This is a genomic window from Mixta hanseatica (genome assembly GCF_023517775.1).
Classification (GTDB): domain Bacteria; phylum Pseudomonadota; class Gammaproteobacteria; order Enterobacterales; family Enterobacteriaceae; genus Mixta; species Mixta hanseatica.
The window spans coordinates 3691814-3707636 of record NZ_CP082904.1 but is presented as its reverse complement, the minus strand read 5'-3'; the positions used below and the strand labels follow the sequence as shown (position 1 = coordinate 3707636).

At 54.5% G+C, this 15823-nt stretch carries 11 protein-coding genes; 6 read left to right on the top strand and 5 right to left on the bottom strand.

Translation table 11 applies throughout. The features are described from left to right. Positions 1 to 63 precede the first annotated feature (63 nt). Positions 64 to 1188 carry a 23S rRNA (guanine(1835)-N(2))-methyltransferase RlmG gene (rlmG, locus tag K6958_RS17625; protein ID WP_249892323.1) on the top strand — a complete coding sequence of 375 codons (1125 nt, stop codon included), beginning with the start codon at positions 64 to 66 and terminating at the stop codon, positions 1186 to 1188. A 37-nt stretch (positions 1189 to 1225) separates the two neighbouring features. Here the strand turns inward: rlmG and K6958_RS17620 are convergent, their stop codons facing one another. Next, entirely contained in the window at positions 1226 to 3241 is a 2016-nt protein-coding gene (locus K6958_RS17620) for an NADPH-dependent 2,4-dienoyl-CoA reductase (RefSeq protein WP_249892322.1), read from the bottom strand. A 154-nt stretch (positions 3242 to 3395) separates the two neighbouring features. Then, complete coding sequence (locus K6958_RS17615; protein WP_249892321.1) at positions 3396 to 6857, bottom strand: ATP-binding protein; 3462 nt, start codon at positions 6855 to 6857, stop codon at positions 3396 to 3398. Positions 6858 to 7474: 617 nt separating this feature from the next. Between K6958_RS17615 and K6958_RS17610 the strand changes: the two genes are divergently transcribed. After that, on the top strand, positions 7475 to 8176 hold the full coding sequence (locus K6958_RS17610) for a response regulator transcription factor (protein WP_249892320.1): 702 nt from the start codon (positions 7475 to 7477) through the stop codon (positions 8174 to 8176). 59 nt (positions 8177 to 8235) lie between these two features. Here the strand turns inward: K6958_RS17610 and K6958_RS17605 are convergent, their stop codons facing one another. Then, entirely contained in the window at positions 8236 to 8964 is a 729-nt protein-coding gene (locus K6958_RS17605) for a purine nucleoside phosphorylase YfiH/LACC1 family protein (protein ID WP_249892319.1), read from the bottom strand. 655 nt (positions 8965 to 9619) lie between these two features. Here K6958_RS17605 and K6958_RS17600 point away from each other — a divergent pair. The 3 genes from K6958_RS17600 (at position 9620) to K6958_RS17590 (ending at position 13471) form a co-directional block, all read left to right on the top strand. Further along, positions 9620 to 10264: a carbonic anhydrase gene (locus K6958_RS17600; protein WP_249892318.1), complete on the top strand. Its 645-nt coding sequence runs from the start codon at positions 9620 to 9622 to the stop codon at positions 10262 to 10264. Beyond that, positions 10261 to 11736 carry a SulP family inorganic anion transporter gene (locus K6958_RS17595; RefSeq protein WP_249892317.1) on the top strand — a complete coding sequence of 492 codons (1476 nt, stop codon included), beginning with the start codon at positions 10261 to 10263 and terminating at the stop codon, positions 11734 to 11736. The genes K6958_RS17600 and K6958_RS17595 overlap by 4 nt, the downstream gene beginning before the upstream one ends. Positions 11737 to 12037: 301 nt before the next feature. Then, positions 12038 to 13471 carry a GGDEF domain-containing protein gene (locus tag K6958_RS17590; protein WP_249892316.1) on the top strand — a complete coding sequence of 478 codons (1434 nt, stop codon included), beginning with the start codon at positions 12038 to 12040 and terminating at the stop codon, positions 13469 to 13471. Positions 13472 to 13541: 70 nt separating this feature from the next. On the opposite strand, the gene K6958_RS17585 is transcribed toward K6958_RS17590, so the two are convergent. Further along, positions 13542 to 13754, bottom strand: a complete 213-nt coding sequence (locus K6958_RS17585; RefSeq protein ID WP_249892315.1) for a hypothetical protein — start codon at positions 13752 to 13754, stop codon at positions 13542 to 13544. Positions 13755 to 13928: 174 nt separating this feature from the next. Here K6958_RS17585 and K6958_RS17580 point away from each other — a divergent pair, with 174 nt between their 5' ends. Beyond that, positions 13929 to 14468 carry a GNAT family N-acetyltransferase gene (locus K6958_RS17580; RefSeq protein ID WP_249892314.1) on the top strand — a complete coding sequence of 180 codons (540 nt, stop codon included), beginning with the start codon at positions 13929 to 13931 and terminating at the stop codon, positions 14466 to 14468. Between the two features lie 2 nt (positions 14469 to 14470). Here the strand turns inward: K6958_RS17580 and K6958_RS17575 are convergent, their stop codons facing one another. Further along, positions 14471 to 15823 carry an MFS transporter gene (locus tag K6958_RS17575; RefSeq protein ID WP_249892313.1) on the bottom strand — a complete coding sequence of 451 codons (1353 nt, stop codon included), beginning with the start codon at positions 15821 to 15823 and terminating at the stop codon, positions 14471 to 14473.

Below are 15823 nucleotides of genomic sequence, written 5' to 3'. Positions count from 1 at the left end.
CAGTATACTGCGCCCCCGCTTTCGGGGCGAAAAGATGCGCAATAGTACCACGCCGAGGAATCCATGAGCCAATTAGAACTGAGCGAACGCACGCTGACTTTACATCGCTTCCCGCGCATGCAGGAAGAAAACCCACTGCAGGCGTGGGATTCGGCCGATGAGTATCTGCTGCAGCAAACGCTGCCTGCGCCGGAGCAGGGACCGCTGCTGGTGTTTAATGACAGCTTCGGCGCGCTCGCCTGCGCGCTGGATCGCCCGCTCTACAGTATTAACGACTCATGGATTAGCCAGCAGGCGACGCGGCAAAATCTGCGCGATAACCAGCTGGATGAGGATCAGGTTATTCTGCTCGATAGTATGGCGCCACTGCCCGCCGCGCCCGCCTGCGTGTTGATTAAAATCCCTCGCACCCTGGCGCTGCTGGAGCATCAGCTGCGTCAGCTGCGCACGGTGGTTACGCCGGAAACGGTGATTATTGCCGGCGCGCGCGCGAAAGAGATCCACACCTCTACGCTGCAGCTGTTTGAACGTATCCTCGGCCCGACGAAAACCTCGCTGGCGTGGAAAAAAGCGCGCCTGGTTTACAGCACCTTTACCGCACCGGCACTGAAGTCGCAGGCGGAGACGCTGAGCTGGCCGCTGGATGGCACCGCGTATCAGATTCATAACCATGCCAACGTCTTTTCCCGCAGCGGACTGGATATCGGCGCGCGCTTCTTTATGCAGCATCTGCCGGATAATATCAGCGGCGAGATAGTTGATCTTGGCTGCGGCAACGGCGTAATTGGTCTGCTGGCGCTGGAGATGAATCCGCAGGCGGAGGTGCATTTTATCGATGAGTCCTGGATGGCGATCGCCTCCAGCCGTATGAACGTCGAGCTTAACCGTCCGCAGGATATGGCGCGCAGCCATTTTCAGGTCAATAACGCGCTGAGCGGCTTCCCGGCGGATCGTCTGCATGCGGTGCTCTGTAATCCGCCTTTCCATCAGCAGAGCGCGATTACCGATCACATCGCCTGGCAGATGTTTCGCGACGCGCGCCGTTGCCTGCAGTATGGCGGCGAGCTGCGCATCGTAGGCAATCGCCATCTGGATTATTATCGTAAGATGAAAAAGCTGTTTGGCAACTGCACCACCGTCGCGTCAAATAACAAATTTGTCGTGCTGCGTTCAGTGAAGCTGCGCTGACCGGGGCTGAACTTGCCCGTTCTCTCTGCGGCGGACGTTAAATAGCCAGCGCCAGCGCCGTTCCCTGCGCGATGGCGCGGCGCGCGTCCAGTTCCAGCGCTATATCGGCGCCGCCGATAAGATGCACGGTTTTACCTGTCGCCTGTAACGGCGCAGCCAGACTCCGGTCGGGATCCTGACCAGCGCAGATAATCACGTTATCTACCGGCAGCGTCAGCGCCTGGCCGTCGCGCAGAATATGCAATCCTTCATCATCAATGCGCTGATACTGCACGCCTCCCCACATTTCTACGCCGCGCGCCAGCAGGCTGCTGCGGTGGATCCAGCCGGTGGTTTTCCCCAGCCCCGCGCCCGGCTTGCCCGCTTTACGTTGTAACAGCCAGATCTGACGTGGACTACGGCCAGGCTGCGGCGTGGTTATCCCGCCGCGCTGCTGCAGGCTCCGATCGATTCCCCACTCCTGACAAAAAGCAGCAATATCCAGGCTGCTGGCACCATCGCCATGGCTAAGATAGCTGGCGGTATCGAAGCCGATGCCGCCCGCGCCGATAATCGCGACGCGCTTTCCGACCGGCTTTTTATCACGCAGCACTTCCAGGTAGCTCAATACCTTGCTGTGCGTGATGCCCTCGATTGCTGGCGTACGCGGCACGATGCCGCTGGCCAATATCACTTCGTCGAATTCGCGCAGCATCTCCACCTCCGCCCGACAGTGGGTGCGGACCTCCACCTGATAGCGCAACAGCTGAGTACGGTAATAACGCAGCGTCTCATTAAACTCCTCTTTACCGGGGATCTGGCGCGCCACATTAAACTGGCCGCCAACGGTGCTGGCGGCATCAAACAGCGTGACGCGATGACCGCGCATGGCGGCATTGACCGCAAATGCCAGACCGGCGGGCCCGGCGCCAACTACCGCCAGCCTTTTCTGCCGGCCGGCAGGTGTCACCGGCATCAGCGTTTCATGACAGGCGCGCGGATTCACCAGGCAGGAGGTTACCTTGCCGACAAAGATTTGATCGAGGCAGGCCTGATTACAGCCGATGCAGGTATTGATTTCATCGGCCCGGTTGGTCTGCGCCTTTGCCACAAAGGCGGCGTCCGCCAGCAAAGGGCGCGCCATCGAGATCATATCCGCGCAGCCCTCATCCAGCAGCCGTTGGGCCACCTCCGGCTGGTTGATGCGGTTGGTCGCGATAAGCGGTAGCGTGACGTGCTGCCGCAGACGGCGGGTAACCCAGCCGAAAGCGGCGCGAGGAACCGAGGTCGCGATGGTCGGGATACGCGCCTCATGCCAGCCGATGCCGCTATTGATCAGCGTAGCGCCCGCCGCTTCGATCGCCTGCGCCAGCATGATCGTCTCTTCCAGCGTATTGCCTTCCGGCACCAGATCGAGCATCGACAGCCGGTAAATAATAATAAAATTCGCTCCGGTAGCGGCGCGTACCGCCTGCACAATGCGTACCGCAAATTGCATACGTTGTGCGAAATCGCCGCCCCATTGGTCATTGCGCTGGTTGGTGCGCAGCGTAAGGAATTGGTTTATCAAATAGCCTTCCGAACCCATGATTTCAACGCCATCATAGCCCGCCTGCTGCGCCAGCGCCGCGCAGCGCGCAAAAGCCTTAATCAGCTGCAAAATAGCCTCATGGCTCAGCGCCTGCGGTATAAAAGGGTTGATTGGAGCCTGTAGCGGCGAGGGCGCAACCAGCGCAGGCTGATAGCTATAGCGCCCTGCATGCAGGATCTGCAAGGCGATCTTTCCATCGTGCTGGTGGACCGCATCGGTAATGATGCGGTGATGCGCCAGCTGCGTTTCCGCATTAAGCACTGAACCGCCAGCCACCACCACCCCTTCCGGGGAAGGGGCGATGCCGCCGGTCACCATCAGCGCGACGCCGCCCGCGGCGCGCTCGGCATAAAAGGCGGCCAGCCGCTGCGCGCCGTCCGGCCGCTCTTCGAGACCGGTATGCATCGATCCCATCAAAACGCGATTTTTTAGTTGGGTAAAGCCAAGATCGAGCGGATCGAAAAGCGATGGGGTGATCGACATAAACTGCGCACCTGAATGTTAAATTATTGTTGTGTGGTCGGATGAGTTGACTGTAGCGTTCAGACGAAGAAAGAAAAGCGGCAGCGGGTCAGGCTGTGAGGTATATCAAAAAAGCAGCCCGCCTGCCCGGCAGGCGGGGCAGGCGCTAATACCGTCAGGACCGCTTTAACGATTTCAGCCGGGCGAGCAGGGTAGCTTCCAGCACCTGAACTTCGTTAATCACATTCTGACGCAGCTCATCAAGCTGAGTATCGTCGCTTGTGCTGTCTTCTAACTGTTGGCATAGCTTTTCCAGCCGATCGGCATTAAGCAGGCGCGCTCCGCCTTTTAGCGTATGCGCCAGGGTAATGATTTCAGCATGCTGTTGGCATTGCTGCAGTTGAGCGACCAGTTGACGATGACTATCAATCGCGCTGCCGATCAGACTGGCGCAGGCTTGCGGATCGACATCAAGCAGTTGCTCCAGCAGGCCGTTGCCGCTCGCTGACGGCGCGCTCGCAGGGTTGGCGGTGGCGATAACGCTGCTCAGGGTTTCGATATTCGCCGGTTTAAACAAACAGCAATTCATGCCGGCATCGACGCAGCGCTGCTGGATGGTTTTTTCCGCGGCAGCGGTCAGGCCGACAATCGCCACCGGCGGAAAACCCTGTTCCGCTTCACGCTGACGCAGGGTGCGGACAAAGCTAAAACCATCCATATCAGGAATATTGCAATCGGTAATGATTAAATCAATAGCGTTTCTCTGCCGTTCCCACAGCGCCAGCGCCTGGCTTGCCCGCTCCGTTTCAATCACCTGGTGACCCAGGTATTTCAACTGCTGCGTCAGCAACAGGCGATTTGGGGCATGATCTTCCACGACCAGAATGCACATAGCGCGGCCGTGGCCGTGCTGCCCGCCTGGCAGGCCCTCTTTTGCGGTCTCCTCGCATAGCGGCGCGCAAAAGCTAAAGCTAAAAACGGAGCCGGCATCGGACTCACTTTCGACGCTGATCTCACCACCCAGCAAATGCGCCAGATGGCGGCAAATGCTCAGGCCGAGGCCGGTACCCACCTGCTGGCTTTTCCGATCGCCGGCCTGAACGAAAGGATCGAAGATTTTATGCAGTTCGTGAGGGCTAATGCCGCAGCCGGTATCGCTCACCTTCAGAATATAGCTGCCGCGCTTATCCGCCAGCTTGCTGGCATCTGGCAGCTGATAGAGGGCGATCTCGACTTTACCCGCATGGGTAAATTTCAGCGCGTTGCTGAGTAAATTAGCGACGATCTGGTTAAACATGGTGGCATCAAGCAGTACGCAGGGATGCGCCACGCTGATAGCCTTGTTAAATGTCAGGCCGCACGCCTCGGCCTTGCTGTGAAACAGGGCAAAGAGCTGTTCCACTACCGTTACCAGGTTAGTAGGCGTCGGTTCCGGCTCTAAAACGCCCGATTCGATTTTCGATAAATCCAGCACATTGCCGATCAGATTTTGCAGGGTGGTGGCAGATTCATAGGCGGCGGAAATATTTTGCCCAAGCGGCCGTGATGAATCGCGCATCTCCAGCTCCAGCAGGCCAATAATGGCATGTAGCTGAGTGCGTATATCGTGACTGGTATGCGCCAGAAAGCGGCTTTTGAACTCATTAGCGCGATCGGCTTCCTCTTTGGCTTTTTCCAGTGCGGTAAGCAGCTCATAGCGTTCGGTAATATCCAGCCAGCCGCCAATCACGCCGACAATATTGTCCGCATGATCGCGATAGGGCAGCGCCCAGTGCAGCGTGTAATAGTCGCGTCCCTGATAGTGCAGCTGTAGATCCTGCACCAGCGGCTTTCCTTCTACGAAGGTCTGTGCGTAAATTTCCTGAAAGCGCTGATTGATGACAAACCCTGCCGGCAGCGCCTCAAGCGTGGTGCCCAGCAGCTGTTCGCGCGGCCTATCCAGAAAGTCGACGTAAGCCTTATTGCAGTGCAACAGACGCATCTGGCGATCGCGAACATACATCACCACCGGAGATTCATCAAACAGCGTATTGGTAAAGGTTAACTGATTTTTTAACGTCTGTTCTGCGCGGGTGCGCTCGCGAATAACGCGTTGCAGGTGGCGGTTCCACAGTAATACCAATAGCGTAAGCAGACCGGCTCCCAGCGTGATTTTAATAATGGTGCCGCGGTAATATTGCCAGTAATTATTGCTGTCGACGTGGCGGGCGTTTTGCCAGTACAGCACTATTTTTTCCCGCGTCTCGCGCGATATATCCAACAGCGCCTTGTCAATAATATGCATAAGCTCCAGGTTTTCAGCCTGGGTAGCCATAACAAAGCGCGCAGGCTTATCGCTCAGGGTGCGGCTGATCCTAAGATGTCCGGCATAATGATTATTGAGTTGATAATCAGCGATCAGCTTGGGTTGAATAATGGCATCCACTTCGCCCTTCGCCAGCAGCTCAAACGCCTGCTGCGCGCTTTCTGTTAAACGAATTTTATTGCCGGGATAACGTTGTTCTATCCATGCGCGCATGGGGCTGCGTTTTTCAATGGCCACGCTTTTACCCGACATTGCTGACAGCGTCCAGGCTGGATCATCATTATTTCTCTGCACCAGCACCCACGGCGTGACGATATAGGGGCGCGAATAAATCATATGAGGATCGGGACGTTCCGGCTGCAGTTCGCCCAGCTGAAGCGCAAGAACATTACTGTCTCTGGTGGCGAAAGATTCGGGATAAACGAATTTAACCCCGGTTCTTTCACTGATTAGCTGTAGAAGCTCCGCTTCAATCCCGGTTGGCTGATTATCATCATTCATCATTGAAAGCGGAGCGATATGCCAGTTTGGCACCACGGGGATCACCGGATGCTGGCGCAGCCAAATTTCATCTTCTGCATTAAGCAGCAGCGGATTGGCCTTCAGGACAAAGGTAGAGTCGAGTCCCCAGTTGGTGGCGATGCGCAGACGGCCCGCCAGCGGAATATGCTGCAGCGCAATATCAATCGCTTCAGCCAGCTGCGGTTGCGCCGCGGAGACGCCAAAAGAGAGGTCCATATCAGGCACGGAACGGCTGGCGCTCAGGTTAATGCGTCCGCTGTAGCCATAGCGGCGAATAAACTCAATGCTGGCGGCGCTGCCCCACATCGCATCGGCCTGGCCATAGGCGACGGCGGCCAGCGCCAGTTCCGCATCGCGATAATGCTTCAGGCGGGCGTGGGGAAAGTCGCGTTGAAGCTGCTGACCAAATTCTGGCGCTTCGGCCCAGGCGATCATCGGCTGTACGGCGCTGTTAATGTTTACCGGCGCGCGGTCGTTCTGCGCAATAACGGGACGGTCCAGCAGCCAGGAAGGCGTGTTAATAATGCCTTTGGTACCATGCAGATGCGGATTATAAAAGGCCAGCAACTCCAGCTGCTGCTTCCTGAGCGCCTGAATCGCCTCTGCTGGCGTAGCGTAAGGGATAATCTGCAGTTCAACATCCAGCATCTTTTGCAGAGCGGCAAGATAGTCAGCGGCAATGCCGGCTAACTTCCCGGAGTCCATATTGTTATAAACCGGAGGACGTGGAGAGCCCGGCACGCCGACGCGCAGTCGTCGGGGATAATTAATAGTGTTTAATTGTTTTAACTCTTCTTTGGGCGGTAGCACAATGTCCGTATGCACCTGCAGTTCTAATTGTGGTAATTGGGCAAGGGCCGGGCTATTAATAATAAATAATACAAGGTAAAAATATAAATTCCTTTTTATCATTAGCGTCGTCCTGAATGCTTTACATGACAAATATAAAATTGGCGGGAAGTAACTTCTTATACAGGATAGTTTTTTATTTACGACTTTACTGAGGATGATAGGTTTTTTTCCACCTAAAAAACAGGACATTTATCATCTGTTATTTATTTTGAGACATTTCTTGTATTAAGTAGCAATGTTTATTTCTCATGGCATCCTCTGGCGCTGCGGGTGAAACAGGCTATCAGAACCTTTATTTTTATGCTAAAAGTATCAGGAATTGTCTCAGGTTTCCATACCTTGTTTAAGACGTTGCGCCCACAGGGTAAGTTGAGACCAGAGAGCAGAATTAATCTATTACGTTACGGCTATGCGAGTCGACTCAATCAGGGAAGGATAGAAAGCGCATTAAATAATGAAAACGATAACGACAGAGGTTAATAAAATCTGACCAAGCCTTTATGCCGTCTTCTGACGGCGCGGAACATATTAATTTATGCGCGTACTCATCGGTAAATAATTCAAGGAGTGAAGAGATGACGAAAACGATCGCCCGGCCTTTACGGGTAGCGCTACTGGACGATCATCCTATGATTCGCACGGCGTTTGATATTTGTATCAACGCTGAGCCGGATATGATGTTGGTTAAGGCTTTTGGCTCCAGTCAGCAACTGTTTACCGAGCTGCCGGATTTACAGCTTGATGTGTTAGTGCTTGATTTCTTATTAGGCGAAAAAGAGCTGGACGGCCTGGCACTAATCAAACAGTTACGTAATCACTACCCCCGCTTAAATATCCTTATCTCCTCGGCGATGGAAAGCCCGGCGGTAGTAAAAATGGTGCTCAATGCCGGGGTGAAAGGTTTTATTGGCAAGAGCCAGGATATGAACGAAATGATCCAGGCGATTCGTCAGGTCGGCCAGGGGCGGAACTGGCTTTCTCGCGATATGGCCTATGAAGTTGAAGATTTGTATGTCATTCATGAAGAACTGAGAAACCCGCTGACAGGAAATCATCAAAAGGGCACCCTGTATGAAAAGGTGAAGCTGCTCAGTCCGCGCGAAGTGGAAGTGATCCGTTGTTTTCTTAACGGCATGAGCGTTTCGCAAATTGCCGTTAAATTTAAACGCAGCCGCAAAACCGTAAGCGGACAAAAGCAGTCGGCATTAAGGAAGCTGGGACTGCGTTCCGATAGTGAACTGTTTAAATACAGTAACGATTTACTGTCACGATCCTGACCACTTTTCGCATGGGCTAACGCCGCCCAGCGAACCGGGCGCTATATTCGTTTACGCTTTCAAGGCTGCGATGATGCCCGGCGCTGGATCCAGGAATAACGTAGGGCATAGCCGTCAGAAAAATGCCCGTTCCGCCGATAGCTGGATTGCGACTCAGCGCTGCAGTAAGTACACACCGGCAGCACTTCTATTTGTGCTGCCGGGATTTTCATATCCAACAGCATTTGTTGCCCTAACGCCGGCAGATCAAACCAAATCCCCTGATTAGTTGCCCGGGCCTGTGGGCGAACCGCATGCGGGTTAACCGGCTGCGTAGATGACCATTGCGGGGCGGTAACACGCGGATTAGCGGTAATGGTACGCAACATATCCTCACCAAGTTCGTAGCAGCAGGGCGCAATTGCCGGGCCAATCGCCACAAACAGGCTGTCACGGGTAGCGCCTAATGCGCATAACCGATTCACCGCCTGCGACAGCACGCCAGCCAGCGCGCCCTTTAACCCTGCATGTACCGCTGCAACATGATGATGCCGCGTATCGGCAATCAATACCGGCAGACAATCGGCGGTATAAACGGCGACCGGGCGCGAACCCGTAGCGATCACCCCGTCCGCTTCGCACTGTTTACGCGGGAATGCGGCTTCAGACATCACTACTGTCGGGCTGTGTCGTTGATGTCCACAGGCAGCCTCCTCGGGCGGCGCCATTCCCGCCGGCAAAAAAGCATGCTCCAGCCAGCCAAGCGAAGCAAGCAACGCAGAGGTACGAACATTATTGGCATTTTGCATCGATCATCCTTACAGGGAACAGCGTCTGACCAGCGATATCCGTCATTAAACAGGATGCCGCTGGCGATGGCTACCTGGGCTTGCTGATAATTTTTAGCGCGGCTTTAGGTAAATAAACGCAAAGTGTTTAAGGCAACCACCAGGGTTATGGCAAAGGAGAATATGACCTTACATAGCTGAGCGAATAAATGCATTGTAGTTGCGCGCGTTATTATTTTCTGTTGCGCAGCCCAACAGGGCCGCCATTTATTATCCTTTCATCGTTTTTTCTTATGACAAATAAGATGAGATAAAGCTATTAAAAATTGAGATGCAATACTACTAATGAGATGAGCGTCTATTTTTTATAACCTTTCAAACAGCAGATAATTAGTGCTGTTTGATGTATAATGATATTGATTTCAAATGTATGCTATTGTTTTTTATTTGGTTTTTTTATGATTACCTGGCAATGAGTAATAATCTCATTTACCCATATTATACATTGCCTTTAGATAAAATTACATTTTGCTTTCTGGCCTTGTAATTGTTTTTTCGCGATCCGTTAATTATTATAAACAGTGGTACTGCTTATTTTACCGGCGCTTTAATTTAAGCTTTCCGGTAATTCCTGATGAAGTTTAACTGTCGCCCAGGTTTGCCTGTATTTATCCGAATGGAGACGACGATTTTGACGACCCTGAAACCCCTGTTAGCGAAAAACCGTAGTTGGGCATTACAAAAAACGCAGCGTAACCCTCGCTATTTTGAACGCTATTTACATCAGCAAAAGCCACACTCACTGTGGATTGGCTGTTCTGATAGCCGCGTACCGGCGGAGGTGTTAACCGGCGCCGATCCAGGCGAACTATTTGTGCATCGTAATATCGCCAATATGGTGTTAACCGATGACGATAATTTTATGAGCGTACTGCAATATGCGCTGGAGTACCTTGAGGTAAAACGCATTGTGCTGTGCGGACATTATGGCTGTGGCGGCGTACAGGCTGCCGTCGCGCTGCCGGAAAGCCCGCTGGCGCAGGAAGATTCCCCGCTGTCGCGACGTATTGCCGCCCTGCGTAAAGCGCTGGCCGAAGGATTGACGGCGTTTCATGCCGCTGGAGAGACAGACAGCGCGCGCCACAACCAGCTGGTCGAAGCCAATGTGCTGGCGCAGTTTGCTACCCTGGCCGTCAGCGCTCCGGTGCTGCAGGCCTGGCGTAGCGGTAAAGAACTGGATCTGTTCGGCTGCGTTTATGATCTGCAGTCAGGACACTTAACCGAGTTAATTCAGCAATCTGCAGAGGAAACATCGTCATGAACTTAAAGACGCTGCGGCAGGATTTGCCTGCCGGCCTTGTCGTGTTTCTGGTGGCGTTGCCACTGTGTCTGGGTATTGCTCAGGCCAGTGGCCTGCCACCGTTTGTTGGTCTGCTGACGGGTGTGGTTGGCGGGCTGGTGGTTACCTCTTTTAGCCCATCGCGCTTTGCGGTAAGCGGCCCGGCGGCGGGCCTGGTCACTATCGTGGTCTCATCCATTGCGTCATTAGGATCGTTTTCCGCCTTTTTGCTGGCGCTGGTGCTGGCGGGCCTGATTCAGATAGTGCTGGGGCTATTTCGGGCGGGGCGCTTTATTGCGCTGGTGCCCGGCAGCGTGATCAAAGGTATGCTGGCGGCGATTGGTATTTTATTGATTATGCAGCAAATTCCGGTTGCATTGGGGGCCGGCGGCGATAGCGAACTGAGTGCGCTGTTTAGCGGTGAGTTTAGTTTCTCGTCATCGGCGATCCTGGTTGCCGCGGTCGGTCTGCTGATTTTGTGGCTTTGGACGACCCCCGTCGTGAAAAAAGTGAAGGCGCTAAGCTGGATCCCGGGGCCGCTGATCGCCGTGCTGTTTGGCGGGCTGGCCACCGTATTCGGCGAGCGGCTCCAGCCGGAATTTATTACCAACCTGCCGCGTATTTCACTACCGAAATTTGACAGCCTCAGCGCGCTAACCGCCGAGCTGGAAAGGCCTGACTGGCAGGCGTGGCGTAACCCCTCGGTGTATGTTGTCGCCGTTACGCTGGCGTTGGTCGCCAGCCTGGAAACGTTGTTAAGTCAGCAGGCGCTGAATAAACTGCGTCCGCAAAATCCGTCGCCGTCGCCGAACAAAGAGATGGTGGCACAGGGCATCGGTAATACGCTGGCCGGCTTTCTTGGCGCCTTGCCGATTACTGCGGTTATTGTGCGCAGTTCGGTGAACGTCAGTGTGGGCGCGCAGAGTAAAATATCCATCCTGCTGCACGGCGTACTGTTGCTGATATGCGGCCTGTGGTTCAGCGAACTGCTCAACGTGATCCCGCTGGCGAGCCTGGCGGCGGTGCTGCTGTATACCGGCTACAAGCTGGCTACGCCGCGCCTGTTTATCGATCAAATCCGCATGGGCGCCCAGCAGTTTGTGCCCTTTATTACTACCATCGTCGGCATTATCGCTTTTGGCATGCTGGCCGGTATTGGTTTAGGGATTGCCACGCAGATTCTGTACAGCATCTATAAAAGCCATCGTAATGCGATGCATCTTACCCGTTACGATGACCACTACGTGCTGCGTCTACAGCAGAATCTGACCTTTATGCACAATCCGCGTTTACAAAACCTGTTGGATGAAATTCCGGAGAATAGCGTGGTAATTGTCGATCACGATAACGTGGACTATCTCGATCCCGACGTGAAGGCGGTGCTAAAAGACTTCGGTGAAAAAGCGCCGCGGCGCGGCATTCGGCTTAATCAATGGCCGGTGGCGGTGAAATAGCTCGTCTGCCGATCGCAGAAAGAGGCCAAAACCGTATCCCTGACGGCTGTCCCGCGCTATTCGGCGCGGGACGCTTTACTCTTCTGCCTGGCCTCCCTGCTGAGCGCGGAGGCCAGACATTCCCCAGGCACCTGTTTTATTTATCGGCTGAAGAAGATTCATCCTGCCGACGGCACACGCCGTGATAAGATGCGCCGCTGCGCCAGAATGACATTGGCACTACGGATAATCTGCCGTCTTTATCGATCTGCCGATGGATGATCTGACGACGACAAGAGCAACGCAACAGGTACGCTCGGCTATGCGATTCACATTTCTTAATAAAGATAAACCCCTTAAAAACGCGCTTATTCTGTTTATCTTTACTCTGTTCTTTTGTTTTATTGGCAGCCACTTACGTCAGCCTGCGGAGCTGTCGCTGTTCTGGCCGATCAATGCCTTGCTGACCGCTATCTTTGTTCGTTTCTCCTGGCTGCACCGCCTGCGCTACTACCTGGTGTGCTACGGCGCAATGGTATTCAACGACACTCTTTTTTCCGGCTGGGCGCTACCGGCCTTCACCCTGAACGGCGCTAATATTCTGTTTATCCTGGTGGCCGTCTCGATGCTGATCCAGCGTCCCGGGCTGATTAACGCCTCGGGCAGGGTAAAAAGCGCGCTAAGCATCTTCCCGGCCTGCCTGCTGGCCTCAGCCGTGTGCGCCAGCTGGGGCGCTGTGGCTCAGGGGCTGCTGATTAGCGAGCGCTTTCTGCAGGCCTGGAGCGACTGGCTGAGCGAACAGTTCTCTACCGGCGTTCTGCTGTTGCCCTTTCTGTTGACGCTGCCGCGTCGGCCATCGCTGCTTTCAACGCTGCGCCGCTGGCAACAGTGCTTACCGATCGTGGCCCTGATGCTGTCGCTTGGCGCCGCGGTGGTGATAGGCGGCGGCGGCAGCCTCTCGTTTCCCGTTCCGGCGCTTATCTGGTGCGCCATCGGCTATCCGCTGTGGCTGACCAGCGGACTTACGCTGTTAACCGGCATCAGCGAGATCATCCTGGTTGTGCATGGCGTGATGGATATTCAGGGCGACGACAGACTATTGCCGCTGGGCGATCTGGCCTCTGCGCGGCTGGGTGTGGCGACGATAGCCATTAGTCCGCTGATTGTTGCCGTTAGTATGGATGCCATCAGGCAGCTCAATCATCAGCTGGCGCTGCGTGCCAATCATGATTTCCTTACTCGCCAGCTATCACGTTCAGGCCTGTATGAGCGCTTACATCAGCTGGAAAAAAACGGTGAACTGCGCGCGCGTTTGACTGGCGTTTTGCTGATCGATATCGATTACTTTAAAGCCATTAATGATAACTACGGGCATGATGCGGGCGATGCGGTATTGTTTGAAGTTGCGCAGCGTATGCAGCAGGCGGTAGGGCAGGCGGGCTTAGTGTGCCGTTTCGGCGGGGAAGAGTTTTTAGTACTGCTGTTCGATTTAGACGATGGCCAGCTGCTGGAACACGCGGAAACTATCCGCCAACGCGTTATGCAGCAGAAAATAGTGCTGCGTGGGAGTGCCGTGACCGTGACCGTCAGTATTGGCGTGGCCAGCGGTAATCTTGAAACCGATAGCGTAAGCGAATCGTTTAACCAGCTGGTTTCTGCTGCGGATAAGCAGCTGTTTATCTCGAAACGCAACGGCCGTAACCAGACAACGTCGTCGTTGGTCGGCGAAAGTGCGGTAACGGACGCGCTGGCATGACTTTCTGTCGAAAAAACCGCAGCAGCTAACCAGCACTGCTACGGGGTCAGAATTAAGTTAGGGATGGGGCTTAAGAGCGGATATAGGTACGAATCACATCGGCGATAGCTTTATTGGCTTCCCGACCGTTGCGGTGTTCCACTTCAGTGGCCAGGTTTTCCAGATATTTGTTCAGTTTGCCGCCGGTCGGGACATTGCCGAACGTAATCAGCATCTGGACGATTTGACGCAGAGCCATTAGCTCCAGCGACAGGCGTTCAACAACAGGATCTTTCTCAGACATATATACTCCGGCGGACACGTTTCTTTTCTGTGATACATCATACGCCGTTGCGTATTTTTCAATCGGCTAAACAGAGATAATAAGCGGCGGCATTTTGCGCCGCCCGGTAGTGGATTTTCCTGCTGAAGCGTTTTTTTGCTAAGGTTTCGTCAGGCTTCCCCAACAGGACAAAGCATGCAGATCGATTCTCCGCGCCTGACTTATCATCCCATCACGGAAAGCGACTGGCCGTTTTTTCTTGCGCTATATCAGGATCGAAACGTCATGCGGTTTGTGGCCGATCCGCGTGACGTCGATGAGATCCGTCGTGTCGCATTTAACGTGCGTTTACCGCGCTGGCAGCCTGGCAGCAAGCATTGGCTTTGTCTGGTATTAAGGGATAAAACCTCGGGCGAGCCGGTAGGCGTAAGCGGCTTTATCGATCGCGGGCAAAACAGTGCCGAGGTGGGATATCTGTTGAGCGCCGCCTTTCATGGCAAAGGCTACGGCACGGAATCGCTACGGGCTATCTGCCAGGCCGCTTTTGCGTTCGGTTTCAGTAAACTTATCGCAACGGTTACCACCGGCAATCTGGCATCGAAAGCGGTGCTGGAAAAAGTCGGTTTTATGCAGGAAGAGATACTGCGAGAAAGCTACTACCTTAATGGCCGCTGGCAGGATGACTGGATTTTCGCGCTGTTGCCGCCAGCAGGGCCGGCGGCAACGGAGGGCTAAATTCAAACCTGGCGGGACGCCTCCACCCGTTCAAAGCGTTGGGCAATCATCAGATAAGCGATGACCGCCAGCACGCCGTGCGCGGCGACAAACCACAGCGCATCGGCAAACGAGCCGGTAACCGAGACCACGTAGCCAATCACCAGCGGCGTGATGATGCCGGCAATATTGCCGATGCCGTTAAAAACGCCGCCGCACAAGCCGATCATATTTTTGGGCGCCACGTCTGATAACACCGCCCAGCCCACGGCGGCAAAGCCTTTGCCAAAAAAAGCCATCGCCATCAGCAGGATCACCGCGCTGTTGCTATCCACAAAGTTGGCGAACACCAGCAGCGTAGAAAACCCCATCCCAAGCACAAAAGGCGTTTTACGCGCCCGGGAAGGATGTACGCCCCTACGGATCAGCGCATCCGACAGGTAGCCGCCAAGAATGCCGCCGCTAAAGCCGCAGATGGCCGGCAACGCCGCTACCCAGCCCGCCTGCATAATGGTCATGCCGCGTCCCTGGATAAGGTAGATGGGAAACCAGGTGATAAAGAAATAGGTGAGGGCGGTAATGCAATATTGACCGAGATAAATCGCCCACAGGTTGCGGTTATTAAACAGGCATTTCATTTCACGTAGCGATGTCGGCTTTGCGTTCTTTTTGCGATCGGCCTCTAAATCTACCAGCGCGCCGCCCTCTTTCATCAGCGCTTTCTCTTCCGCGCTCAGACGCGGATCGCTGTGCGGCTCACGATAAAAAGCGAACCAGACCAACGACAACGCAATACCCAGCGCCCCCATCCAGACAAAAACATGCTCCCAGCCCAGCGAATGCGTCAGCCAGGCCATGATCGGTGTAAATACCACGACAGCCATGTACTGTCCGGAGTTAAAAAGCGCTGAGGCGACGCCGCGTTCGCGCGTGGGAAACCAGCAAGAGACGATGCGCGAGTTGGCCGGGAAGGCAGGCGATTCCACCAACCCCAGCATAAAGCGCATCAGGAATAGCGTCATGGCCGCCAGCGAGCCGGTGAGGCCTATCCAGCCCACGGTGCCTTGCAGAGCGGTGAAGATTGACCACAACAACAGGCTACAACCATAAACACGGCGGGCGCCAAAACGATCGAGCAGCCAGCCGCCGGGAATTTGCCCCAGCGCATAGGCCCAGGCGAAAGCGGAGAAGATCATCCCGAGCATCAGCGGATCGAGGCCCAGCTCTTTCACCACTGACGTCCCCGCTATCGACATGGTGGCGCGGTCGGCGTAGTTAATAACCGTAATAATAAAAATTAACGCTAATACCCAGTAACGGTGATGGCCTATACGCATCGCATGGTCGGCGGATACATCAAGCTCTTTGCTGCTCAT